This is a genomic window from Psychroserpens algicola (assembly GCF_014526325.1).
GTDB lineage: Bacteria > Bacteroidota > Bacteroidia > Flavobacteriales > Flavobacteriaceae > Psychroserpens > Psychroserpens algicola.
The window spans coordinates 136,892-161,636 of the sequence record NZ_JACNMJ010000002.1 but is presented as its reverse complement, the minus strand read 5'-3'; the positions used below and the strand labels follow the sequence as shown (position 1 = coordinate 161,636).

Genomic DNA, 24,745 nt, shown 5'->3' with positions numbered 1-24,745 from the left:
ATGTAAATTCTATTTTTTTGGTAACCAAATCGTGAATTTTGCTCCTTTTAAATTTGGATCGTTTCCAACTTCTCTTTGCCCGTCAAGATCATCAATAATTGACTGAACAATTGTTAATCCTAACCCTGTTCCAATTTCATTCCCTTTTTCATCAGTCTTAGTTGTATATAAAGCCTCCCAAATGATTTCAGTAAAATCTTCATGAATGCCATTTCCAGAATCAGAAACTATAATTTCGAAACCATCTGTTTCATCGATAACTTTACTACTTAATTTAATTTCTATTTCTCTTAATGTATCATTATGAAGGCAAGCAGAGTATGAATTAGTCAATAAATTAATAATTATTGTTTCAATATCCATTGGAAATGTTTTTGCAGTAACCTCTTCCATTTTAGTTGAAATTTTAATACCTCTAACATGAAATGCTGTTGACATTTCCTTTATTGTTTTACTTAATAGAGCTTTAATATCTATTAGTCTTTTCTTTCGTTTATCTCTTTTAATTCTTGTTAAAGCAAAAGACCCCCATTCAGAAACATGCTTTGAATATTCTCTAGCCTCGATAAGCTCTTCAATTGCTTCATTTATATTTGGAGGATTCTCATTTAAAGACTCTATTGCTTCTTCATTGGCCATTTTAAATTGAGAAATTGACATTTGAGTTTCATGACCAAAAACAGCAGAAGCAATACCTACAGTCGCAAGGCCTCCTAAAGTTCTATTTTTATTGAGTATTTCTTCAATTATTTTTTCTGTCGACTCGGTTTTTACAAGAATTGCATCAACATTTCTCGAGGCATCTAAAACATAAATATGATTATTTTCTTCTGCCTGTTTTCTTAATTCAGACAATTCTAATTTTAATTTTTCTAATTCCTCTTTATATTCATCTAGTATTTTCTTATGAGACTTTTTTGGTGTTATATTTCCTGGCTTATCAATTTTTTTATGGATATTATGTCTGTGTAATTCCAATAATCTCACACCACAAAGCACTAGAGCTCTAAGGTCAAAATATGCTTCATTATGAACTAACCCCTCTCTTGCAGCACTATCTTCCAATTTTGCATTCTCATCCCTGTTAATGTAAATTGCACCAAGCATTTGATTGTTTTTTACCATCCAATCTTGTCTACCTATACCTGCAGGATTTTGTGCTTGTCTATCACCTAAATTCAACCAATCTTCACCATCTTTACCTGAAAAACCATATGGTTTTACGCTAATATTGTCTCTATATATTTTTACGCCTCCATTAAATTCCAAATACTCTTTTAATTGTTTTAATGTAAAACCAGTTCCTTTGACAAGAGCAGATTCACGAGGATAAAACATTAAATCAAACATTACAGGACCACATGAAGGTTTTTTATCACTAATATCAAATTTTTTAAAGTCATTTAGATAGTTTTGTTCACCTTTTATATTAGACTTTTGAGAAAGCAATTTCCAAGATATTTGTTTTTCTATTTTTTTATCACCAAACCCATATTTATCACTAATGAAATATGATATTTCTTCACTCATTCCATCATAATAAACATTGAGTTCAACTTCTGGTTCTAAATGTTCTTTTGGTTTTATTTCTCCTTTGTAATCCGTCTTAATATTAGTGTTGATTGTTATTAAGAAATCTTCAATAACTTTGAAAGGCGATGTTAAAATTGATAATTCTTCATATAATCTTCGCAAGTCAGATTCACTCCAATTATTTCTTAAATTTCTAATAATAATTTCAGTCCCAGTATTACTTTTTTCAGGTAAATTAATCTTTGGTGTATCAATTTTTTTGAATGGTATAAGTAGAAGGTCTATACCTTGTTTGTTGAAATCATCCCAATTAATTTCTAATCCAAATATATCAGAATCTTTAGATTTAGTAACCAAACTTATTGTAGAGCCTAGTCTATCTGCGGAAAGTCTTCCAATTCCTTTTTCACCTGTTTTTCTTCTTTCCTTTTTTGATTTCTTTTCTATCCTTTTAGTAGAAAAACCTATTCTTAACCATCTATTAATAACATCTTCTTGAGACATTCCAATTCCAGTATCAACTATTCTAATATAGCTATTGGAACCATCCATAATAATATCAATATCAACTTTTTCTGCATCAGCATCATACCCATTTTTTACTAATTCAATAACTGCTGTAGTATGATCTTTAATACTTTCCCTTCCTAAATGAGCAATTGTTCCAGCATCAGTTCTGAAACGAAGATTTTCATTATCATATTGAATAAAATCAGAAGTCAATTCTAAAAACTGTTGATAATCCATACTTTCAGCTTTTAATAAGGATTCCAGTTCTTTTTTTATAGTATTTTCAGTCTTCATGAGTGCTTTTTTGTGTTAGAAACAATTAAATCCTTGACATCCATATCTAGTATATTTGCAATTCTATTCAAATCTTCTAAACTTGGTTGTCTTCTATTCTGTACATAAGAATTAACCATATTATAGCTTTTACTCAACTTTTCAGATAACCAAACTTGCTTAATTCCTTTTTCTTCAAGCACCTCTTTTATGCGATTCATTATTCTTAGGGATTTGAAAAATAAAAATAGTACTAATATTTAATAATATATCATAATTTGAGATAAAATTTAATCATTAGACATATTGCAATTCCACACACATCACTCATATATACCTATAGCTTTTAAGAAGTTGCGAATCTCACAAGTTCGATTTCCACTACACTCCTACCGACGGTTCGTAAAAAACTGTTTACTCGCACACACGCTTTAATTTAAAAAAGCCATCAATGAGATGGCTTTTTTTAGTATAACGATTATAAACGGAATGATTTTGACTTATGATGGCTTGATATTCTGGTTGACTCTAAATAAATTATTGGCATCATACTGCTTTTTAATCTGTAATAATCGCTCATAGTTATGCTTATAACTTGCTTTAATACGATCTTCGCCTTCGTTCATCATAAAATTAGAATAGGCTCCACCAGATGAATATGGATGTAATGCTTCCCAATACTCCTTACACCAATTGGTAATTTTATCTGCATTTTTAGGATCGGGATCTACACCAACGATGACACCTGCATATTTAGCACCTCTGTATGCCCAAGGCGTATCTTTAGCGCCTACTCTGCTTGCTGCTCCGCTAATTGGATATAAATGCATTTGAGATAATGGTGTTGGTATATTAGACCCAAATTTTAAGTGTTGCTCCGTAATATCTGGCGTTAAAGTATCAAAAAAATCTGCTCGCCAATACCATTGCATTCCTGATGGAAAAAGACCATCAAACATGCTTTGCAAAGCAGGATATGGCATATCACCAACGTGAGCAAATACAGGGTTTAAATCTAAAACGGGTTGGAATAATTCTTCGAATGTATTGGGATCACCAACGTAACACCAAACAATAGCACAAAACTGTTTGTTGTGTAGTTCTGCTGGAAATGGGGATTCTGGAATGATCATAGTGGCTATGAAACCGCTTAATTCTTCTGGTCCATTTTGTAAAAAGTTGTCATACCAAGCCATAATTTCTTCAACGCGTTCTATGGGCCACAAGGTTGGTCCGCCCTTAATCATCTTTACAGGATGCGCCTGAAATTTAAAAGATGTTACTACACCAAAGTTTCCTCCTCCGCCTCTAATTGCCCAAAAGAGGTCTGTATGTTCTTTAGCATTCACAGTGACAAAACTCCCATCTGCTAAAACCATTTCTGCTTCTAAGAGATTGTCTATAGTGAGTCCATATTTTCGGGATAAATAGCCAACACCTCCTCCAAGGGTTAAACCACCAACGCCTGTAGAAGATACCATTCCTGATGGTACTGCTAAGCCAAACTCGTGTGTGACCGCATCAACTTCATTCCAAATATTACCGCCTCCAACTTTTACCGTATTGTTTGTTGTATCAACATCCACAAATTTTAGTCCGGATAAATCAATAACGAAACCCTCATCACATAACCCCAGACCAGCACCATTATGGCCGCCTCCTCGTATAGCTACCAATATATTATTATCTCTTCCAAAATTTACGGCAGCAATAACGTCTTCTGTAGTTTCGCACATGGCGAATAATCCTGGATGTTTATCTATCATGCCATTGTACACTTTGCGTGTGTCATTATAAGTTGCATCTGATGGAAAAACGAGACGCCCTTTTAATTGTGATGCAAAGGATTTTAAAGTATCAGAATCTATATCTTTAATTGCTTTTTTCATGTTTTATGTATAAAATAAATCATTTAGATTAATTTTAATGATTTATGATGTTAAAGGTGAATGGTGTTCGTGTACCATTTTCCAGCCGTTACTGGTCTTCACAAATAATAGTGTGATTTGATCGTTAACAATTACTAAATCGTCTCCAAACCTTAAGTGAAAATCGGAATGGAAGGTTAAATTAGCCACGTCTCCATAAACGGCAATTTGCAAATCATTGGCATCAAACTTTACGACTTCAGTTACAGCTCCAAAAACGTTACGTTCGTGTGCTTCATTCGCTGCAGCGCCATTTCTTGGCTCTCCATTTTTAAATTCTGTAAATTTCGGACTATAAGCATGAAAGGAAATAAGTTGATCCATATCGCCATCAATAATGCTTTGTGCTATAGCTCCGAAAGTGTCCATGACTTCTTGTTTCTCTTCTGGGAATTCATATGTGATAATATCACGATTATTTATTTGGTTGTTATCATCTTCGTTGTCACATCCTATGATTATAATTGAAAAAATCATCATCAATACTACTGCTAATTTTGTGTTCATAATTTTATATGTTTTTGGTTTTCAACAAAATTAGAATAGAAAAATAATGTGTAATTCTACATTTAGACCAAATAAAAGTACTTTTAGACCAGTAGTAAATTTAGCTTCAACTAATTGATATATAGTTGCTTATTTTTTAGATGTGAAATTTGAAGGCAGTATTCCGTATTTTTTATGGAAACATTTTGAAAAATATGCAGGACTACTAAAGCCTGTTTGATAAGCTATCTCAGATATGTTATTATGTTGTTTTTCGAGTAATTCTAAAGCTTTCTCTAAACGATAATCTCTTAAAAATGTATTAGGAGATTTACCTACTAAAGTCATCATGGTTCTGTAAAGTTTAGACTTACTATAGCCTAAGTTTTCTTCAAAATCATTAACGCTTATTGTGGCTTGCGACCATATACGTTCTGTATAATTCATTAATAGCATTATAAAATCTTCATCCTTCGTATTTAGAACACTTATAGATGTGTTTGCTAAGGGTTTATTTTGATTTTCACCTTCGTAGAGGTCATTAACTACTGAAGAAATTGAAAAACCACCTTTAGTGATATCGCTTAAATAATCGGCACATTTTATAGTATCCTCAAAAATACTGTCTTTTTCAGTAACAGGTGTGCCAGCACTAATGCCTATTTTAAATTCTAAATCTGGAGTTATGACTTTATGGTGTGTCTCTTGAATTTGCATCGCACAATGCAAAGCATCTGTCACCGAATCAAAAGCGACTAAAAAGACATTTGCATCTTGTTTTACTATACGTCCATTATGATGAGACGTTAAGGTCTTAATAGAGGTGTTGTAGCCTCTAACCGCAGCTTTTAGGATATTGATGTCGTTAATTCTTAAAGTTTTAGTCTTTAGTTTTACAACCATCAAGGTTCTAAAAGCAGGGTCATTAATAATGTTAAGCTTTACATTTTTAGATTTTTCAGGATCTTCAATACGTCCTAAAAAGGATTCAACTATGGTATCATTAACCTCAATTATACGCGTAGGTATTGCTCCATGTGCATTTTCATGCAAATCTATGAGAGCTTGTTTATTTGGAGCTTCAATTAAGCAAAAAGCCGTTTTTCTCACTTCATCACACCAATAGGTTAATCCTCTACAATTATATTTGTGCTCAAGATTTAAATCTGCTTTGTGCATTTCTGCAACATGTGCAGCTGTAATACCTTCGGGAAGGTCGTGTAAATCTAAAAATAATGGCATCTGGTTGATTTTGAATGTAATATACATTAATTTTTAACGTATAAATTATAAAATCAGCTGACTTATATTTTAAAACCTATTTTTTGAAAGCTAATCGTATTAATGAAGCGGGTGATTTTTTCAGGAGTTGATAATGAAAATAGACTTGCAAGCAGCAATGTTTTTATTGCAGATAGAAAGTGAGTTATAGTCCATTTTACACATATTCCTCATGTATAGCTAAAGCTCATAAGAAACCGTGAATCTTTCAAGTTCGATTTTCTCTCCTCTCCTATTCGCCTTCGCTAAAAAAACTCAAGTTACCTAAACCACCAATAATCCTAAAGATAACCAGCACTGTCACAGTTTCGGGAAACATACTTGGCAATCCTGATCCAAATGCAGAGACCGTAAAAAGGAGTGCTAATATGATGAGCGAATTTTTTCGCCCTATTTAATACTTAATTTTCCTGCGATGATGTCACCGACAAAACACCCTAAAAGTGCGCTTCCAACGACCCAGCCTTTTAAGGCATCACTCAATTCGAAGTACTTACTAAAATAAAATTGAGCACCATTAGATGACGCCTGTATCATAACCAAATAAAAGACCACCTAAAGCAGAAATGATGGTGATTAGCAATAAGTATGTTTTTTATTCATAATTGTATTCGTCTTAATAATCATATAAAAATACTTTTTAATTATTGATATACTCTAACGGTTGTTCAATGTCATATCACAATCCCTTAGCTTTACGTAAGATCTTGACCACACGACTGTGGGTTATTTCTAACAAATTCCACTGGTAGCCTTCAAAATCGGTGGTATTCATAAATTGAATGACAACAGCATCAATATCTTTATGGTATTCTGCCATACATTGGTAGCCTGGCGCCAATCCGCCATGATTAAACTCATAAAGCGAACTGTAGAGTTTCATTTCTTTTTCATTGAGTAATGAACCATCGTTTAAAGCTCTTAAAAAGATGCCAACATCTTCAGCTGTAGCTATCATCATGCCATTATTCTCGTTTTTAAAGTCCTTTTCAATTCCCACATAATATCCACTCATAACATCATCTATATTGTTTATGTCATCAAGAGAACCAAACGTGTTTTTTAGTCCAAGAGGTATTAAAATTTCCTTGTTGAAATACTCTTGACGCGGACCTCCTGTAACTTGCTCAATGATTCTTGAAAGCAATAAATAATTGGTATTAGAATAGCCATAATCTTCGTTGGGCTCAAAGTTGGCAGGTAAATCGAGTGCATATTGAAGCACGTCGATATTGGTGTTGGGTTGGTTTTTCCAAAACTCTGGATTGTCTGTAAAATTTGGAATACCACTTCGGTGCTTCACCAGCATTCGCAAGGTAATCTTATCTGAATTTTCAAGTCTTCCCACGAGTTCTGGAAAGTAATCTGCTACTGTTTTTTCTAAGGATATACGATTTTCATTTGCTAGTTTAGTAATGGCAACAGCGACATAGAGCTTGCTAATACTGGCGATTTTAAATAAGGCGTTTGGTTTGGCTGGAATTTTCTCTTCTTTATTATGATAACCAGCTGTGTAAAATGCAGGAGGCTTTCCAGCTTCATCAACATATACAATTACGCCATCAAAGCCATAACTCAAGGTTTGATCTACTTGCTCTTGAACGGTGTCTGGTAATGGCAATATCCAAGCTTTTACTAAAATCCACGGAACAAACCATAAGGAAATAAAAGTTCCAACAAGTAAAACTATTCTAAATATTTGTTTGCCTTTTGAGGTTTTTCTTAAAGTGCTTACCATTTTATGAAATTGAGTTATTTAAAATGTATAGTACAAATATCTAAAATGGAAACTATGATAAAAATAAAAAACTACTGAACTGTAGAATACGATAGCTAAATTGGTATTTAAAAGTTTAATCTTAAGTAATGCTGATTTCGTTTAATAAATTTTAAAAGTTTACGCTTCATTAGATTTTTCTAATTGCTTTCGTATATGATCACTATCCCAATGATTATCGTAAGCTACAATGCCACGTTTAAAATCATTTTCTAGCAACTTTTCTTGTTGCTCGAGTTCTTTACGCGCTTTAAAAATATAGTCGTCGTCACGTTTCGGCTCTGTTGCTAAACGTCTTAAACTAGCTTCGTCATATTTAATAAAATTTTGAACCTGACGATTCAATGTATATTTTCTGAAACCTAACTTACTCAAAGCATCGCTAGCCAAAGTTAACGATGTATCTAGAGTTTCACGATAAATATTATGAACATCGAGATTTAATAATTCATATGCATCGTACCTGTTTTTAGAACGTACCATAAGTCCTACATGCGGATATTTTTCCTTGACAATTTTTGTTATGGCTTTTGCTACGGACACTTTATTGGTGGCGCAAATCAGTAGTTTGGCTTCGGCAATTCCTGCAGATTCCAGTAAATCTTGACGTGTAGCATCACCATAATACACTTCAAATCCCATCTTTCTCAGGAAATCCACACGATTAGAATCAAAGTCTAATATCGTGGCTTCAACACCATGCGAACGTAAAAAACGACCAATTGTACTTCCAAAATGTCCGAAACCAACCAAGATCACTTTTTGCGATTTAGCGATATGATCCATTGGGCGTTTTATCAATTCTTTAGTTCCTATTTTCGGAAGAATTAAACGCTCATTTAGCAATGCTAAAATTGGTGTTAAAGACATCGATACGGCTGTCACCACAAGCATCATATCCATTTGTTCTTGTTCTAAAATGTTTAACTGAAAAGCGAAAGACAATAATACAAAGGCAAATTCACCAACTTGCGCTAAACTAAACGTCAGCAGTACATTTTGGTCTAATTTCAGTTTAAAAATACGTCCTGTTATAAATAACACCAGTGCTTTAATAATAACAATGGCAAGCAAAATGCCACCAATGGTCAACGGACTTTTAGCAATAACCACAAAGTTGATGGACGCACCAACAGCCATAAAAAAGAGTCCGAGTAGTAAATTTTTAAAAGGTTCAAGCGTACTTTCCAGTTCGTGTTTAAATTCGCTAGTAGATAAAACGACACCACCTAAAAAAGCACCTAATGCTGGACTTAAGCCAACAAATTCCATTAAATATGAAATGCCAAATACGATTAAAAATGCAGCGGCAATTAATAACTCTCTAACACCTGTTTTGGCTACTTTTCGAAGCATTGGCACCACTACAAAACGACCTGCTAATACTATGACTACAACCGATAAAATAATGGCTAAGGTTTGTAATCCAATTGGTAAACTCTCAATTAAAGTCCCTGTAGTATGAGCTGTATCACCTTCAGTAATATCTGACGAATTAGATAGTAATGGTAACGCACCAATCATAAATATTACAATGATATCCTGAAAGAGTAATATCGAAAAGGAACTTGACCCGAAGGTCGTATTCATCAAGCCTTTTTCCTTAATAGTTTGTAAGGCTATTGCTGTTGATGATAGGGCTACTGCCATTCCAACGGTTAAAGCTACTTGCCATTCAAAACCCATAATTGCAAAAAATATATAAGTTAGCGCTATGGTTAATGTGACCTGTATGCCTCCCATTCCCAGAATTGATTTCCGCATATTCCAGAAATTTTTGGGTTCGATTTCTAATCCGATTAAAAACAGCATAACAACAACGCCAAATTCGGCAAAATGAAGTATGTCCTCTCCTTCTTCTCCAATAAATCCGAAAACGTAAGGCCCAATTAAAACGCCTGCCAATAAATACCCAATCACCGAACTTAAGCCCAATCGCTTAGCTAAGGACACACAAATAATGGCTCCAGCTAAAAAAACGATGGCTTCAAATAGTAAACTTCCAGACATAATTTAAACCGTTAAAATTTCTAAATCGTTAAGAAAAAAGCAATTTGATAACTGTGTCGCATTAAAATCGCCCTGGAGTAAATCTATGAGCTGTTCGTATTGGTTGGCATAATTCAGTAGATCTTCATCCGATAAATGATGCGTTCCCATGACTGCAAATGGCGGCAAATAGCGCATGCCACACAAATTGGCAGTTTGTTCATAAGGTCTTAAAAACTCGTTAATCGTAAAGGTATTATACCCTTCAGAACAATATACTTCTCGTGAACCACCAGTCGTAATAACGTTAAAAATAGTTTTATTTTGAAGCACTTTCCCTTTTGGTCCGTAAGCCCAGTTAAACTCTAAAACCAAATCTTTCCATTGTTTTAAAATCGCAGGACTACTATACCAATACAAAGGATGATGCCAAATGATGATATCGTGCTGTACTAGTAATTCCTGTTCGCGCTGTACATCAATATGAAAGTTGGGATAATGCTCATATAAGTCGTGAAAGGTCACATGTGCCTTATCTTTTAAGCGTTCAATTAAAGCAGCATTAGCTCTGGATTTTTCAAACTTCGGATGTGCAAAAAGAATAAGTACTTTTTTCATTGATATTTTGGTTGATTCTGAAACTTTAACTGCTTATAATTGCTTCTGTTAAAGTTAGCAATAATTTAATTTTGGTTGCATCGTAAGCATCAGGATGCGCATGTGCATATACACCTCTGTCATTGTCAAAATATGTGCCTGATTGATTTTTATGACGTTCTGACATTGCTAGATCATAAAGAATGTCCACTCCTTTTTCTGCTGGCGACCAATGTTGTCCGTAGGCTTCCTTTGCCATTTTTGTGTTTAACAAAGAACCAGGGTTTACTGCAATAGTCGTTATATTTGAATGATTTTCAGCAAAGTCGAAAGACCACATCGTTAAGGCTAACTTACTTTGCGCATAGCTTTCACTTGCGTTAACGGTAGCATCTCCAGTTAACACCCCTTTTTGAACGGTAGATTGTGCTGCCGAACTTAAGTTAATGATTCGTGTTTCTGAACCTTTATTTAAAATGGGTACTAAACTTTCAGTTAAAATATAAGGTGCCAAATAATTTACTGCCATTCTAACATCTAATCCGTCATTGGTTTTATCTATCGGACTTTTATAAATACCAGCATTATTGATAAGTATATCTAATTTAGAAACTTCTTTTTTTATTTTTTCGGCTAGTTGTTTTACAGCATTTAAATCTGAAAAATCAGCTACAAACCCTTTGATATTTGGATTGTTTGAAGCCTTTTCTAGTTCATTAATGACTGAATTTACTTTAGCTTCACTTCTACCATGAAGATATATGTGATGGCCTTCTTTAGCTAATTTTAATGCGGTAAGTTTCCCGATGCCGTCTGTACTTCCTGTAATTAATATGGTTTTCATTATTGATGTCTTTTATGTTTGATTAGTCAGCTTAAGCACAGTCGAAAAGTTTTTATTAATTCTCGACTGCACTTAAAATGACGTTATGCATTTACTGCAATGTATTCTATTTTTTATTCTATTTAAAATGGTGCTATAGTATCTTTTGGTCCATCTGGCAAACTCCAGCGTTGACGAGCTGTAACATTTTCTAATGCAGTATCTTTGATAGTGTTACTGCTGATGTTTCCGTAACTACTGTTGCTACCACGAGGAATTTGCATCTGGTCTCCATACAACCAAACCACTAAGTTACTGCGTTGTCCGCTAGTAATTGGGTGTGTGGCGTGTGGCACATTACCTCTATGAATAATGGCTTTACCAGGCTCAAACTTTGTTTGTACCGTTTTTCCTGAGGCTTTATCATAGAAATCAACAATGGAACCTGTAAATGCTTCATCAGGTAAATTAATGTTGATATTCAAGGTAGCCGCAGACGCATCGGTATGTGCATGTAAATCCTTATCCTTATCTGGATTGTACTGAATAGAAAACCCAAAAGTTTGATTATCGTAACCATAAGTTCCTAATAATAATCGCGCAATTGGACGCATATAACGATCCATTATAGCATTATAAAACGCTTGGAAACTTGGTGCAGCAAAATGACCTTCAGAACGAGGATCTAACATCATTCCATAACGGTTTAATTGTATTCCGTAAGGCGCACGTTTTGGAATTCCTGAATTTACCGCATCTTCTAAATACTTACGAAAATCAGCTAAACGCTCTAAATCAAAAAATTGTGCTACATAAACACCAGGAATAATTTCTTCCCATAAATCGGCCACAATAGTTTCCTTTTCTGGATTTTCCCAAGCGTCGTTAATGGCTTTACGTAATTTAGGGTCAAGTAAAGATTCGTCTGGTAGTAATAAATGGTCTTTATTTTCTAGTTCCCATTCAGCCCAAGCAGCCTCTAATAATTTACGGTTATCATTCCAAAATTTTGAAACTGATGGATCGCGTCTTAATGATAATTCTCTTGATGGTACGTCTAGAGCACGAGCTTCTGCAAGTGCATTGGTTTTTGTTATTGTTTTCATAATTTCTAATCTCTTTTTATAATTGAATCTCTTGCAAATCCATTAGCATAGATTCCCAATTCTTTTGATTATTATGATCGAATTGCGCACCATTTTCATCTGCTATTGTAAAACGTTTAATCGCTGGTGTTTTACTGGTTGCTTGAAATAACTGGTAAGCTTCTTCTTTTAAAGCCTCTTTAATTGGTAAGTCGATTGACGCATAAATGGCACGTTTACAAGCTTCAATAGATTCTGCTGGAAATTTAGAAATACGCTCTGCCAACGCATCTATATAAGGTCCGATCTCATCAGCATCTAACGCTTTGTTGATGGTTCCGAATTTTTCAGCTTCGTCAGCATCCCAATCTCTGGCGCCTAAAATAATCTCTAAAGCTTTACCAAGTCCTGTTTGTCTTGCCATACGAGACGCTCCACCTCCACATGGTAAAATGCCCATACCGACTTCCATTTGCATGAATTTGGCTTTTCCTCTTGCCGCAAAACGCATGTCTAATGCTAATGCCATTTCGTGTCCGCCACCACGTGCAAAACCTTCAATTTTTGCTATGGTTGCTTGTGGTACATTACTTAATCGTTCTAAAACCGATTGTAAGTCTAATAGTTGTACTTCGTTTCTAGGCACTGCTTCCGTAGACATATCTCTAAGCAAATTGGTATCATAATGACATACCCAATAGTCTGGGTTTGATGATTGAAATACAACCACTTTTACACTTCTGTCCCGTTCTAAACGTAAACACAAACTACTTAAGTCTGCTAGCATTTCTTGTCCTTGTACGTTTACTGGTCCGAAATTAATAGTTACCGTTAAAATGCCCCCATTTTGTTTTGCTGTGAATGTTTGAAAATTTTTGTAATCCATGATTTCTAATGTTTTAGTTACTACTGTTTTTTGTTGTGTTATACTAACAGTACAAACTTACCTCAGAGATCAAGGTGTTTTTTGGTAGAAAACAATGTGTTATTGGTAAAAAATAAGGTTTATAGTAAAAAAACCTTAGGCTAAATTGGCTTTAAAGGCACTTAAACTTATGCCCTTATACGTTTTAAAGGTTTTATTTAAATGGCTAGAATCTGTAAAACCAAGCTCTAAAGCTATTTCAGAATCTTGTGCATCCGTGTACTTTAATCGTGTTTCTACCAATTTCAATTTATAATTAAGGATGTATTTTTTTAAAGGCACATCAGTATGTTTTTTAAAATACTCACTAATATAATTGTCTGCCATATGAAATTCTTCCGCTAAGCTTTTGGTACTTAATACTTCAGGATTGTAGATATTAGAGTGAATAAAGTTTATGATTTGCTGAATTTTTGATGACTTTACCTCTTTAATAGTTTCAGCATTTATATACTGAATATTTCTAGCAATTAAATGAAGTATAACTGACAATGAATTTTGAATGATGAAAATATCATTGGATTGTTTATTTAAATATTCCGTAGCGACCATGTTTGCTAAAGCGACCAAATGCGCTCTATCTGAAGTGGTTTCAAATTGCATTTCGCGTAGTTGATGACTTTCACTATTTAAAATTTCTTCAATTTTACGAAACCAATCGTTAACAGGAAGCGTTGCCTTTTGTAAAGCTGTGTTTCTAAAAAAACTCTTTAAAAACTTAATGGCTGTTACTGTGGTTGGTGTTTCAGCTTGTATAATATAAACGTCATCAGGAATAAACACGAAAATACTATTGTCGGAATACCGTACCGTTTTACCGTTAATTTTTATGGTACCATCGCCTTTTTCGATATAAACAATTTCGAAAAAACGTATCGTTGTGTATTGACAAAACGTAAAAAAAGTTTCGTCTTTATACTTCTGAATTACGATATTTTCGAGAATGGTTCTTGCCATTATTACTAAAATAGTGAATTTAAAATAGAAGAAGCCACAGTATGTCGTGGCTTCTCCTTGCTATTAATCAATAAGGGTGTATTAATTAAAATCATAATATTATTTTGAAATCACTTCAAAATCGCCATTAGTGCGAATATAAATCAATGCGCTTTCATTATCTTTTACAGAAATGTTATTAATGGTATTTTCTTTAGCTCCAAAATAACTTCCAGGTTCGAGTACATTCATAAACTTACTGTCTGAAAATCGATGCGCTATAGTTCCCTGAATTACCACAGCTCTGAAGTTGGAACTTAAATTTTTAATCGCTCCTTCAAAACCAGCAGGTAATTTTAAGAGCGTTGCACGTAATTGTTTTTCCTCATGATTTCCCCATAAGAAAGCAGTTTCTACTTGACTTTCATTAGAAACCCAAGTCATATCTTTGGCGTTTAACCATACTAAATTTGAAGGGTCCATGTTTACAGGACGCTCGCCATTATCAAAAGCTTCAGAAGTAGGCTTTACTAAATACGGACCTTCTTGAATATCTAAAAGAGCTAAATTATCCTCAGCATCAGCTGCAGTAATATGTGCTTCTCCTGCAGGCTGCTGCCAGTAAGATCCTGCAGGTAGCCATTGCTTTTCAGCATGTTCATCATCATTATGCAATAATCCTTTAATAACGACACCACGATACGTGATATTGTGAATGTGAGGAGGCGATGAAAATCCTTTTTTAAATTTCACTAAAAAACCAGCTGGCTCATTTTTGGTACGATCACCCCAAAGTTTACCTGCAGCTGGACTTTTGTCGCCTCTTAAAGGGTTAAGCCAACCCCATTCAATATCATCAGCAGTTACTACCTCATTTTTAGATAAAATAGTATCGGTTGTTGGTGTTTGTGCCACTGCATTAGCACAAACTATTAACGTAAATAATATTGTAAAAAATGTTTTCATTGTGTTTTTATTTCCAAGTGACTATATCTTCTAATGGACGTCTTGATTTTGGGAATTCTGGATCTGCTTTCCGATATCCAAATGCCGCCATAAATGACAACCCGTACTTATCTGTATCTATATTAAACTTTTCTCTAAGCAAAGCTTCCGCTTTTTCTTGATGAAATCCTTCTATCGGACAAGAATCTATTCCTGCTAAAGCTGCCGCTGTCATCATATTCCCTAGAGCAATATACGTTTGCTTAGATGACCAATCGAATAATTTTTTATCTGAATCTAAATTAAAGTCACGTTCTTGAAACTCTCTGTAAAATTTAGAATACATTTCAATGACATCTTCTGGCATTTGCTTGACGTCTTTCATCATATGTTCTATATATGCTGCATCATGTTTTACCATAGGAGCCTTCATACTTAATCCTAAAATAAAATGACTAGCCGTATCTAACTTCAAAGGTGCTCCCCAAGCTACTGGCTTTAAAAGTTCGCGTAACTCTTTATCTTGAACAACCACAAAATGCCAAGGCTCAAAACCAAAAGAGCTTGGTGATAGATTAGCAGTTTTTAAAATGAAGTTTATTTGATCATCTGTTAATGTTTTTTTTGGATCAAATTCTTTAGTGGCATGTCTGTAATTAAATGCGTTTAAAATATCTTCTTTAGCAATGTTTGGTGTATTCATTTTTATAATATTATAGGTTTAAAATAATTGTACTATCAAAAGTATAGTAACAAAAGTATTGGTAGTTTTATTATTATACAATAACGGTCATAAATGATAGTATATATTTTAGACTAAATACTTTGGCTCGATATCAGTGTTTATAGTACTTTGGAGCTAATGTTAAAATAACTATAAAAAGTATAGTTGTATAATTAATGATAGTGTAATAACTTTGCAAAATTAGAAGCGTAGATTTATGGATATTGAATATAAAAAAAGAGTCATCAAATTTAATGATAAGACGTTCTCTTGCTCAACCAGTATTGCCATGGAACTGATTGGAGGAAAATGGAAAAGTGTTATTCTCATTTATTTGTTGAACGGGAAGAAACGATATAATGAATTATATAAGTTGATATCCACCATTACTGAACGTACACTAAGTCTTCAACTTAAACAACTTGAAAAAGATGGTTTAATTTCAAGAAGAGTTTATACAAAAAAACCTCCATTAAAGGTTGAATATGAACTAACGTCTTTTGGTGAAACTTTAGGACCTGTTTTATTAGCTATTGCCGATTGGGGAACAACAGTTGCTGAAGAAAAAGGAGAGATTGTAGATTAACTGTAACAATACATTAACAAAACTTAACGTTTTATTTTTTATATTCGGCAATCAAAAATTAGTAGTTCCTTTTCCCTTATATGAAATTAGTCATTTCTTGTATTATATGTATCGCTTGGTCTTTTAACGTTGAAGCCCAAAAAAACTTAGACTTCAATGTAGATATTTCAGACTTTAAATTTATTAAAACCGTAGATTCTGTATCGGTTACTATCGTTCCTGAAATGGATACCATACCACCTCTGGATATTAAAGCTGAGTATTGGGATCATACAGTGTATAATCCTTATCGAGATGCAAATGTGACATTTCCGTTACAACTTCAGTTTAAAGATTCTACATACCACTCACCTATCGGAAAGCAAAAAGTAGTCACCTCTCGTTATGGTTGGAGACGAGGCAGACCACATCGCGGTATAGATATAGATCTCGTTACTGGTGATAGTTTGTATGCCATGTTTGATGGTATAGTGCGTATGTCAAGATACAGCAGAGGTCATGGAAAAACAGTTGTTATAAGACATTATAACGGATTGGAAACTGTTTACGCTCATTTATCTGTTTATGGTGTAAAAGAAAATGACACAATAGCCAAAGGTCAGTATATAGGTAAAGGCGGTGTTTCTGGAAATGCTAGAGGTAGCCACTTGCATTTGGTGGTTAATTACAAAGGTATAGCTATTAACCCTGAATATTTATTTGAGTTTAATGATTCTAATAAAATTAGAGCAAACGAACTTTGGGTTACAAAAACCTGGACACGACCAATTGCTCATAATTCTAAACGTCAAAGTAAATTAAAATTGTTGCTTTCAGAAGAAGATGCAATGACTAGCCTAATCAAAGAAAAAATAATATACGTTGTCAAACCTGGAGATACGCTATCTCGAATTTCAAGACGAAACAATGTATCTATAGCCTCGATTTGTAAAACTAATGCACTCAGCCGAAACTCTATTATTAAGATTGGTCAAAAACTCGTTATCGAAAAATAATAAGGGTATTCTTAATTTAAAGCCGTAGTGTTATCACTATTTAAAACAATGTTTTTGTGGGCAACTAATAAATCACCCTCTTTTTCTAGTTTTAAAACTCTGGTAGGATCTCCTTTTTTTGCCATACGCTTACGACATAATTTAGTCAATAATGGATCGTCATCAAAAAGAAAACTGGCTAACTCATATTCTGGTTTCTTAGGCTCTTTAATTACTGGAAACAACTGTTGTAATTGATTGTAGCGTCTATCATTACCTGGTACAAATGTATACAATGTATATTGCCCATCAGCATCCGTTTTTACCCAAGCTCTATGGTGCACATAGCGTTTATCATTAGAAGTTCTTAAATCAAAATCTCCCGTTTCATCAGCTTGTTCAATAAATAAAATGACATCTTTTGCAGGTGTGACACCATCACTTTGATAGATTGTTCCCGTAACTTTTATTTTAGTTGTTTTAGATTCAAAGTCAGGTATGGTATCTGTACTATTTAATTGAAGTTCTTGATAATCATATATAGGGTTTCTGTCTAAATAGTCGTCTAAAGTGCTTGTAGCATCTTGTGCGAAAATCGACATATTAAAAACTGTAAGACACGTGAGACTTAGAAGTGAGAATATTTTTTTCATGAGGTTAAGCATTAAGATTTACTCAAAATTCATAGAATAATTTCATAAAACCTTAAAAATCATACGAATGCTTAAATTTTACGATGAAATGTTATACAACGCAAAATACATCGATGAAATGTAGATATAACCTTAGCATTAAAAGTGATTGATTTTAAAATCTGCTATCTCAATTTTAGACCATTTATATTAATTCTTATCAAAAAGTTTATATGCCCTTTATATGATTTTTTAATTATCTAAACTTTTAGATTTTTCAAAAAAAAGTAATTTTTTACAATTTTTTGAGATGTTTAGATTGAAAAAAAGACGAAAGTATTTCATCGTAAAAATATGCATTTTGTCTAGTGATTATGCAGTTTATCCAAGAAATATGCATTTCATGCGTTAAAATACTTTGCAAAAAAATTGAAAAATTAGTTGGTTTTTTTAATAATTTGTATAGATTTGCTTGTCCTAGATTAACTAAAAAAACTAAAAATGAAAACAAAACCTACTTTATTAAGCATCATTTTTTTACTGATGATCAGCTTCAGTTTCGCTCAAAAAAAGAATGCTCCTGTTAATATAATTAGTGGCAAAGTCAATATTTCTAAATACCATAGTCATGATGAATTAAACAGAATGACTAAAGGCGAGTTACTAACCTTATACATCGAACGTATTGAAGTCATTGTAAATATTTTGCCCAATATAGCCTTCGCTACTAAACCCGGAGTTACTATGGGTTCTTTAGGAATTCCTGAAACAAAAGAAAATAAAAAAGCACTTGAAGCCAATCGTGAAGCTTCTGTCAATTATTTTGATAGTACTGTTGAATTTCAAACTTCAATTTTACCCTATTCTGATACCAGAGATTTAATTGCTGCAATTTTATTCTATGAAGAAACACTTAAATCATTACACACCTATAATGATTATAAAACCGATTAGCCTATTTTTTACTTATTAATTTGAATTTAGCCTCGACAATTTGTCGAGGTTTTTTTGTGATTTTATTTTAAATCTTAACCTGTTGATTATTTGATAGTTAATTTTGAACTAGAATTTTAGTGTTAAATCAAAATTATTTGTAGGAATAAAACTACAAGTGTATTAAAATTGTGTATTTCGTCGATATTTTTTGCATTTCATAAGTATTAATCCTATGTTTGATGTATATATTTTAGCGCCCACTAATCTAACAAATTGAATTTAACTACTATGAAAAAAATTACTCAGGTTACACTTATCTTTTTATTAGTGTATGGCAATTTATTTGCACAGCAGGAAAAAGGCATCATTGGTTATAACAACTGGTTGAATCCTTGGACAGAATTTAAGCCAAATAAAGTTGAGTATGGAAAGCCTACTCAAATACTAAGTGGCAATATTTCGAGAGATACAAAATTGTATAAAAGAGACATCTATTTGTTATTAGGTGATGTTTTTGTTACAGACAGTTCTACATTGACAATTGAACCAGGAACAGTAATTATTGGAGATTTCAAAACTAAAGGTTCATTAACCATTAGTAACGGATCTAAAATCTTAGCTGAAGGTACTCATACAGACCCTATTATTTTTACTTCAAGTAGAAGTGTTAAAAAACCAGGAGATTGGGGAGGCATATTTATTCTTGGCAATGCGCCAACTAATAAATACGGAAATGAATCCTCAATAAACTATGGGCTAAGACCATCAGATTCTAAAAGCATTAGCTATGGTGGAAATGATCCTAATAGCAATTCTGGAAGTTTAAAATATGTACGTATAGAGTATGCGGGAAAACGAACAAAAGATTATGGCTATTTTAATGCGCTGACTCTTGCTGGAGTTGGGCAACATACTATTATTGAAAATGTAATGGTAAGCTATTGTGAAGGTAACTCATTTAATGTTTTAGGCGGTGAAGTCACATTAAACAAATTAGTATCCTACAAATCAAGTAGTAATGACTACGAATTTAATTATGGTGCGCAATGCTGGATCATTAACTCTTTAGCCATACGCTCTCCGTATGTTTCTGGAGCTGATATCTCAAGATGTATGTACATTTCGTCATTTGATCAAAAAGAGGATGCCGATTTAACAAATAATCAAACTCTAGTTGAAGCTGAAAACCTAACGTTAATCAATCTAAGTGATGATTTACGTAACGACATTAAAGTTGGTTTAGTAAATGAAGCAATTTACATCGGTGAAGATGCATCATTTACAATTGATAAAAGTGTGATTTCTGGTTTTAATCCTGCTGTAATTTTTGATAATAAAATTAAAATTAACAGTGAAAATCTGGAAAAAATCCAATTCACTAGAACTTACTTTAATAATTGCAAGGGAAACATTTTTGTAAAAGATGTTCCTAATAACGAAGATTTAGAAAACTGGTATGGCAACAGAGCTTTCAATAATGTATACTCTAAAGGACCAGATTCTGAAACGTTCATCGATGCTAAAAATTTAAATCGTCCAGATTTCAGATTAAGAATTAATAGAATTATAGCATCAAATGATCTTATCGATGATGACGATGACGACGATTAATAAATCCCTAATAATAATTAATAGCAAAACTTATTAAGATTTAATTAAAGAACCATTGCTTATAGAATAAACAATTACGCCCCAAACTAAATGTACTACACTAAAATCGCATATAATTTCCTTATTGGACTTTGTGTGTTTATTCTTGCTTCTCAAGAAAACCTCAATGCCCAAATTGTTATTGGAGCACCTAATTTAGGCTTCAGTCAAGCATGTGCGAGTGATTCATTTAACACTTACAGTACAACATTTGTATTTTCACCAGAAAGTGGATTAAATGCTTCTAATCAATTTTCGATAGAATTATCTGATGCCGATGGAGATTTTTCAAACGCCATTGTCATTTTTACATCAAATCCAGGTGCTGTTACAACATCACCAGCAACCTTAAATTTTTCTCTACCAGAAACGACTGCTGGAGAACAATATAAAATAAGAATTAAGAGTAGTTCACCTGCTGCAACAAGCTCAAGTTCTGTGTCATTTGCCGCTTATTATAAAATTCAAGATAGTCCGTTTACAATTAATAATTTAGTCTCTACGGGAGCTTATTGTTCTGGAGGTAGTTATTTGTTAACCATTGATAATCCTGGAAATGGATCAAATGATTCTCCATTAAACTATCCGTCGTTAACTTTTAACTGGTATAAAGAAACTGGTCCAACGACTTCTGTTTTTGTAGCTGAAGGTCCTTCGCTTACTGTAAGTGATGAAGGCACCTATTTTGTAGAAACCAACTATGGAACATGTACTTCAAATTCATTTTCAAATCGTGTAACCATTAGTGAAGTCTCTTCTGGAGAGGCTAATGCTGGTATTTCATCTAGTTTAGGAAATCCATTTTGTCCTGCTCAAGGTGCAACCACATTAAGTACATTAGGAGGTAATAGCTACCAATGGTTTAAAGATGGTGTGGTTATTCCAGGTGCAACTGATCAAATGTATCAAACGACCGAATCGGGTGAATATGCTGTACAAGTAGATTTAGGAAGTTGTTCGGCTTCTGGTTCAATAGACCTTGTTAGTGAACTTTTTGATGCCACAATCAATGTACCAGAAATCAATACTATAGAAGATGGTGATACACTTTTTGTTGAACTCACAACAACAGCAACTGCTCCAGAATTTGAATGGTATTTAAATGACGTACAAATTATAGGTGCTACGGAAACGACATATACCGCAAGTGATTTTGGTACATACAAAGTCATTATAACTGAAACTTCAGGTTGTATGGGATCTCGCGAATTTCTGTTTGAAGTCGAAGAGGCTGTAGATCCATTTCCTGATGTAGCGCAAATTCCAAATGTTATAAGTCCAAATGGAGATAACATTAATGACACATGGGTGATTCCAACAAAATATGTTAGTGGTACTAATACCGAAGTCATAATCATGAACAATCGTGGGAAAGTCGTATTGCAAACCGATAATTACCTCAACAATTGGCCAGAGCAAGATTTAAACTTATCAAGTATAAATCAAGTATTTTATTATGTCATAACGACTGCAAATAACGAAACCAGAAAAGGTTCAATAACGCTAGTGAAATAATATGAAAACACCTCTTTTTGTTTTAATATTATGTATCTGTTCAATACAGTTGTTCTATTCTCAAGAAGATGATGGAGTGGTATCGCTTAGCTTGCCTGTAAGAAATTCATTGACATTTAATCGATATGCAATCAACCCAACGTTTAGTTTCGTTAGGGAACAAAATAAATATGTAAGCTTTTCTAATAAACGTGAATGGGTGCAATTTGATGACGCACCTCTCACCTATTTAGGAAGTTATTCAGGTAGATTTGGTGAAAATATTGGTGCAGGCATTGGCGTGTTCCAGCAAAATTATGGAGTATTAACCACGTTTGGAGGTATGCTAAATTTCGCCTATAATGCAAGATTAGCTAGAGATAGTAATTTAACATTTGGTCTTAATATTGGAGCCTATAAAAGTGGAGTTAATACAGGTAATGTAATTACTAATTTTGATGATCCTTCTTTGCAAAATGTACCAGAAAACTTTTTACTTACTGTTAATCCAGGTATCAACTATGGCTTAGCATTTTTTGATTTTGGTGTTTCTATAAACAATCTTGCTGTTTATAATTTTAAGACTTCAGAAATGATTGAAGATAATCCGGAACAAAGTATTCAAGCACATTTAATGTATACAGGATATATGAATACCAGAGGTTTTTTTGATGAAAGTAAATTCTCCGGACTCATAAAATCCGAATTTAAGACCGATGAAACTATTGTGTCTGCTATAGCCATGCTTACTGTTCCTAAAGGAATTTGGGCGCAAGTAGGTTATAATACTGTATTTGGTGTTTCGGGTGGTATCGGACTTAATATTACTCAAGAAATTGCTATTGAATACAATTTTGAGAAAGCGATTGGTGATTTAACCGAATTTGGACCATCACATGAAATCACACTAGCGTACCGATTTAAAAACAGAGAGCGATATGACTACAGTAGTGGTGATGAAGTTGCTGGTTTAATTTCAACTAACAAAAGAAAGCCTAAAGTATCTAAAATAGATAAAGAAAAAGCTGAAGCTAATAGAAAGTTAGCAGCTGAAAGAAAAGCAGAACAAAAGGCAAAAGCAGAAGCAGACGTGCAAGCGAAGTTATTAGCAGAGCAAAAGGCAAAAGCAGAAGCTGATGCACAAGCAAAGTTACTAGCGGAACAAAAGGCAAAAGCAGAAGCTGATGCTCAAGCAAAGTTATTAGCTGAACAACAAGCAAAAGCAGAAGCTGATGCACAGGCAAAGTTATTAGCGGAACAAAAGGCAAAAGCAGAAGCTGATGCACAAGCAAAGTTACTAGCGGAACAACAAGCAAAAGCAGAAGCTGATGCACAAGCAAAGTTATTAGCGGAACAAAAAGCAAAAGCAGAAGCTGATGCACAAGCGAAGTTATTAGCAGAGCAAAAAGCAAAAGCAGAAGCTGATGCACAAGCGAAGTTATTAGCAGAGCAAAAAGCGAAAGCAGAAGCTGATGCACAGGCAAAGTTATTAGCTGAACAAAAAGCAAAAGCAGAAGCTGATGCACAAGCGAAGTTATTAGCAGAGCAAAAAGCGAAAGCAGAAGCTGATGCACAGGCAAAGTTATTAGCTGAACAACAAGCGAAAGCAGAAGCAGACGCCCAAGCAAAGTTATTAGCAGAACAACAAGCGAAAGCTGAGGCTGATGCACAAGCAAAGTTACTAGCAGAGCAACAAGCGAAAGCAGAAGCTGATGCACAAGCAAAGTTACTAGCAGAACAACAAGCCAAAGACGATTTGATTTCTAACCCTAAAGATGAAACGACGAAATCAATGCTCGCGTTGACACAGCAAACTGAAGAGACTAAAACAACTCAAAGTGAATTATTAAAACGCTTTGATGCTATCGTTGAAATTAAAAACAAAGATTTAAAAGATTTAAAAGAGGAAAATGATCTGAGTGAACAAGGAATTACTGTTGGGCCAAAACCTTTTAAAAGTATAACTGAAGAGAATAATAAATTAGCGGCTATAAAATCTGAGTTAGATAATGTTATAGCTTCTCGCAACGAAAAAATAAAACAACTTAAAGCTTTATATGACGATAAGTTTGAAGCAGATACCATTACTAATGATGAAGTATTTCTTCATTACAAAAAAACTATTGAGCGTTTAGAATCTGAACAACTAAAAGCCATTGATGCTAGAGCAAATTTAGAAACAAGACTTGAAGATATTAAAGTTGCTACTGAATTTGAAAGACGACGACGAATTAAACGTGCTGCATTTGATAATGAAGAAGAGCGTTATTCACAAGATAGAGCAGCTTTACAAAATATTAAACAAACGACAAACCTTGCTGCTGCGCCATTAAAATCTGAAGATTTTGATTTTGGAGAAGAGCAAAGCGGAAATATCCAAATATTGAAAAATATTAAGAATGTTGACGAAGGTTATTATTTAATTATTGCTGTGCATAGTGATGCTGATAAAAGAAATGATTTTGTTAGAAAAGTTGTCGCTTCAGGAAGAACTGATGTAGATTTCTTCTACGATATCAATACTAGTAAGTATTACATTTATTATAAAAAAGTTGATAGCATTGAAGCTGCAAATGAAGGATTAAAATCAAAAGAAAACAGACCATACAATGAAAAAATGTCCCTCGTCAAAATAGAGAATTAAAATAAGTAATTAGGCCC

At 33.6% G+C, this 24,745-nt stretch carries 22 protein-coding genes; 6 read left to right on the top strand and 16 right to left on the bottom strand.

The genetic code is table 11. The features are described 5' to 3' along the window. Positions 1-9 precede the first annotated feature (9 nt). From H7350_RS06580 to H7350_RS06510, 15 genes are all read right to left on the bottom strand, one after another. The gene (locus H7350_RS06580) at positions 10-2,337 is read right to left on the bottom strand and encodes a sensor histidine kinase (protein ID WP_204345103.1); all 2,328 of its coding nucleotides are present in this window, start codon (positions 2,335-2,337) and stop codon (positions 10-12) included. After that, complete coding sequence (locus tag H7350_RS06575) at positions 2,334-2,537, bottom strand: helix-turn-helix transcriptional regulator (protein ID WP_204345102.1); 204 nt, start codon at positions 2,535-2,537, stop codon at positions 2,334-2,336. The genes H7350_RS06580 and H7350_RS06575 overlap by 4 nt, the downstream gene beginning before the upstream one ends. Positions 2,538-2,816: 279 nt before the next feature. Next, positions 2,817-4,205 carry an FAD-binding oxidoreductase gene (locus tag H7350_RS06570; protein WP_204345101.1) on the bottom strand — a complete coding sequence of 463 codons (1,389 nt, stop codon included), beginning with the start codon at positions 4,203-4,205 and terminating at the stop codon, positions 2,817-2,819. A gap of 42 nt (positions 4,206-4,247) precedes the next feature. Next, positions 4,248-4,751 (bottom strand): YybH family protein, encoded by a 504-nt coding sequence (locus H7350_RS06565; protein ID WP_204345100.1) that lies wholly within the window; start codon positions 4,749-4,751, stop codon positions 4,248-4,250. 129 nt (positions 4,752-4,880) lie between these two features. Continuing rightward, positions 4,881-5,972, bottom strand: coding sequence for a nickel-binding protein (locus tag H7350_RS06560; RefSeq protein ID WP_204345099.1), 1,092 nt, complete (start codon positions 5,970-5,972; stop codon positions 4,881-4,883). Positions 5,973-6,401: 429 nt separating this feature from the next. Further along, positions 6,402-6,548, bottom strand: a complete 147-nt coding sequence (locus tag H7350_RS17125; RefSeq protein ID WP_338105766.1) for a hypothetical protein — start codon at positions 6,546-6,548, stop codon at positions 6,402-6,404. Positions 6,549-6,690: 142 nt separating this feature from the next. Further along, positions 6,691-7,749 (bottom strand): serine hydrolase domain-containing protein, encoded by a 1,059-nt coding sequence (locus tag H7350_RS06550; protein ID WP_204345098.1) that lies wholly within the window; start codon positions 7,747-7,749, stop codon positions 6,691-6,693. 159 nt (positions 7,750-7,908) lie between these two features. Continuing rightward, positions 7,909-9,798 carry a monovalent cation:proton antiporter-2 (CPA2) family protein gene (locus tag H7350_RS06545; RefSeq protein ID WP_204345097.1) on the bottom strand — a complete coding sequence of 630 codons (1,890 nt, stop codon included), beginning with the start codon at positions 9,796-9,798 and terminating at the stop codon, positions 7,909-7,911. Between the two features lie 3 nt (positions 9,799-9,801). After that, the gene (locus tag H7350_RS06540; protein WP_204345096.1) at positions 9,802-10,395 is read right to left on the bottom strand and encodes an NAD(P)H-dependent oxidoreductase; all 594 of its coding nucleotides are present in this window, start codon (positions 10,393-10,395) and stop codon (positions 9,802-9,804) included. Between the two features lie 25 nt (positions 10,396-10,420). Next, a complete protein-coding gene (locus tag H7350_RS06535; RefSeq protein WP_204345095.1) occupies positions 10,421-11,218 on the bottom strand; it encodes an SDR family NAD(P)-dependent oxidoreductase in 798 nt (265 codons plus the stop codon). A gap of 122 nt (positions 11,219-11,340) precedes the next feature. Next, positions 11,341-12,303 (bottom strand): 2OG-Fe(II) oxygenase, encoded by a 963-nt coding sequence (locus tag H7350_RS06530; protein WP_204345094.1) that lies wholly within the window; start codon positions 12,301-12,303, stop codon positions 11,341-11,343. 16 nt (positions 12,304-12,319) lie between these two features. Further along, a complete protein-coding gene (locus H7350_RS06525; protein WP_204345093.1) occupies positions 12,320-13,168 on the bottom strand; it encodes an enoyl-CoA hydratase/isomerase family protein in 849 nt (282 codons plus the stop codon). Positions 13,169-13,303: 135 nt separating this feature from the next. Beyond that, positions 13,304-14,164: an AraC family transcriptional regulator gene (locus H7350_RS06520; RefSeq protein WP_204345092.1), complete on the bottom strand. Its 861-nt coding sequence runs from the start codon at positions 14,162-14,164 to the stop codon at positions 13,304-13,306. Positions 14,165-14,263: 99 nt separating this feature from the next. Continuing rightward, positions 14,264-15,109 carry a DUF4437 domain-containing protein gene (locus H7350_RS06515; protein WP_204345091.1) on the bottom strand — a complete coding sequence of 282 codons (846 nt, stop codon included), beginning with the start codon at positions 15,107-15,109 and terminating at the stop codon, positions 14,264-14,266. 7 nt (positions 15,110-15,116) lie between these two features. Further along, positions 15,117-15,791 (bottom strand): NAD(P)H-dependent oxidoreductase, encoded by a 675-nt coding sequence (locus tag H7350_RS06510; protein ID WP_204345090.1) that lies wholly within the window; start codon positions 15,789-15,791, stop codon positions 15,117-15,119. A 238-nt stretch (positions 15,792-16,029) separates the two neighbouring features. Between H7350_RS06510 and H7350_RS06505 the strand changes: the two genes are divergently transcribed. Together H7350_RS06505 and H7350_RS06500 are read left to right on the top strand one after the other, a co-directional pair. Then, positions 16,030-16,398, top strand: coding sequence for a winged helix-turn-helix transcriptional regulator (locus H7350_RS06505; protein WP_204345089.1), 369 nt, complete (start codon positions 16,030-16,032; stop codon positions 16,396-16,398). Between the two features lie 80 nt (positions 16,399-16,478). After that, the gene (locus H7350_RS06500; protein ID WP_204345088.1) at positions 16,479-17,393 is read left to right on the top strand and encodes a peptidoglycan DD-metalloendopeptidase family protein; all 915 of its coding nucleotides are present in this window, start codon (positions 16,479-16,481) and stop codon (positions 17,391-17,393) included. Between the two features lie 11 nt (positions 17,394-17,404). On the opposite strand, the gene H7350_RS06495 is transcribed toward H7350_RS06500, so the two are convergent. Beyond that, positions 17,405-18,025 (bottom strand): peptidase associated/transthyretin-like domain-containing protein, encoded by a 621-nt coding sequence (locus tag H7350_RS06495; RefSeq protein ID WP_204345087.1) that lies wholly within the window; start codon positions 18,023-18,025, stop codon positions 17,405-17,407. Between the two features lie 480 nt (positions 18,026-18,505). Between H7350_RS06495 and H7350_RS06490 the strand changes: the two genes are divergently transcribed. The 4 genes from H7350_RS06490 (at position 18,506) to H7350_RS06475 (ending at position 24,728) form a co-directional block, all read left to right on the top strand. Then, on the top strand, positions 18,506-18,958 hold the full coding sequence (locus H7350_RS06490) for a hypothetical protein (protein ID WP_204345086.1): 453 nt from the start codon (positions 18,506-18,508) through the stop codon (positions 18,956-18,958). A gap of 270 nt (positions 18,959-19,228) precedes the next feature. Next, entirely contained in the window at positions 19,229-20,551 is a 1,323-nt protein-coding gene (locus tag H7350_RS06485) for a hypothetical protein (RefSeq protein WP_204345085.1), read from the top strand. 90 nt (positions 20,552-20,641) lie between these two features. Next, the gene (locus tag H7350_RS06480) at positions 20,642-22,105 is read left to right on the top strand and encodes a T9SS type B sorting domain-containing protein (RefSeq protein ID WP_204345084.1); all 1,464 of its coding nucleotides are present in this window, start codon (positions 20,642-20,644) and stop codon (positions 22,103-22,105) included. A gap of 1 nt (position 22,106) precedes the next feature. Beyond that, complete coding sequence (locus tag H7350_RS06475) at positions 22,107-24,728, top strand: PorP/SprF family type IX secretion system membrane protein (protein WP_204345083.1); 2,622 nt, start codon at positions 22,107-22,109, stop codon at positions 24,726-24,728. Positions 24,729-24,745 lie beyond the last annotated feature (17 nt).

Bases quoted from the DNA above. Each gene is read 5' to 3' on its own strand.
- H7350_RS06565 (WP_204345100.1), bottom strand. From the start codon at position 4,751: ATGAACACAAAATTAGCAGTAGTATTGATGATGATTTTTTCAATTATA.
- H7350_RS06530 (WP_204345094.1), bottom strand. From the start codon at position 12,303: ATGAAAACAATAACAAAAACCAATGCACTTGCAGAAGCTCGTGCTCTA.
- H7350_RS17125 (WP_338105766.1), bottom strand. From the start codon at position 6,548: ATGATACAGGCGTCATCTAATGGTGCTCAATTTTATTTTAGTAAGTAC.
- H7350_RS06540 (WP_204345096.1), bottom strand. From the start codon at position 10,395: ATGAAAAAAGTACTTATTCTTTTTGCACATCCGAAGTTTGAAAAATCC.
- H7350_RS06535 (WP_204345095.1), bottom strand. From the start codon at position 11,218: ATGAAAACCATATTAATTACAGGAAGTACAGACGGCATCGGGAAACTT.
- H7350_RS06570 (WP_204345101.1), bottom strand. From the start codon at position 4,205: ATGAAAAAAGCAATTAAAGATATAGATTCTGATACTTTAAAATCCTTT.
- H7350_RS06485 (WP_204345085.1), top strand. From the start codon at position 19,229: ATGAAAAAAATTACTCAGGTTACACTTATCTTTTTATTAGTGTATGGC.
- H7350_RS06525 (WP_204345093.1), bottom strand. From the start codon at position 13,168: ATGGATTACAAAAATTTTCAAACATTCACAGCAAAACAAAATGGGGGC.
- H7350_RS06495 (WP_204345087.1), bottom strand. From the start codon at position 18,025: ATGAAAAAAATATTCTCACTTCTAAGTCTCACGTGTCTTACAGTTTTT.
- H7350_RS06510 (WP_204345090.1), bottom strand. From the start codon at position 15,791: ATGAATACACCAAACATTGCTAAAGAAGATATTTTAAACGCATTTAAT.
- H7350_RS06560 (WP_204345099.1), bottom strand. From the start codon at position 5,972: ATGCCATTATTTTTAGATTTACACGACCTTCCCGAAGGTATTACAGCT.
- H7350_RS06475 (WP_204345083.1), top strand. From the start codon at position 22,107: ATGAAAACACCTCTTTTTGTTTTAATATTATGTATCTGTTCAATACAG.
- H7350_RS06545 (WP_204345097.1), bottom strand. From the start codon at position 9,798: ATGTCTGGAAGTTTACTATTTGAAGCCATCGTTTTTTTAGCTGGAGCC.
- H7350_RS06500 (WP_204345088.1), top strand. From the start codon at position 16,479: ATGAAATTAGTCATTTCTTGTATTATATGTATCGCTTGGTCTTTTAAC.
- H7350_RS06580 (WP_204345103.1), bottom strand. From the start codon at position 2,337: ATGAAGACTGAAAATACTATAAAAAAAGAACTGGAATCCTTATTAAAA.
- H7350_RS06490 (WP_204345086.1), top strand. From the start codon at position 18,506: ATGAAAACAAAACCTACTTTATTAAGCATCATTTTTTTACTGATGATC.
- H7350_RS06550 (WP_204345098.1), bottom strand. From the start codon at position 7,749: ATGGTAAGCACTTTAAGAAAAACCTCAAAAGGCAAACAAATATTTAGA.
- H7350_RS06505 (WP_204345089.1), top strand. From the start codon at position 16,030: ATGGATATTGAATATAAAAAAAGAGTCATCAAATTTAATGATAAGACG.
- H7350_RS06480 (WP_204345084.1), top strand. From the start codon at position 20,642: ATGTACTACACTAAAATCGCATATAATTTCCTTATTGGACTTTGTGTG.
- H7350_RS06575 (WP_204345102.1), bottom strand. From the start codon at position 2,537: ATGAATCGCATAAAAGAGGTGCTTGAAGAAAAAGGAATTAAGCAAGTT.
- H7350_RS06520 (WP_204345092.1), bottom strand. From the start codon at position 14,164: ATGGCAAGAACCATTCTCGAAAATATCGTAATTCAGAAGTATAAAGAC.
- H7350_RS06515 (WP_204345091.1), bottom strand. From the start codon at position 15,109: ATGAAAACATTTTTTACAATATTATTTACGTTAATAGTTTGTGCTAAT.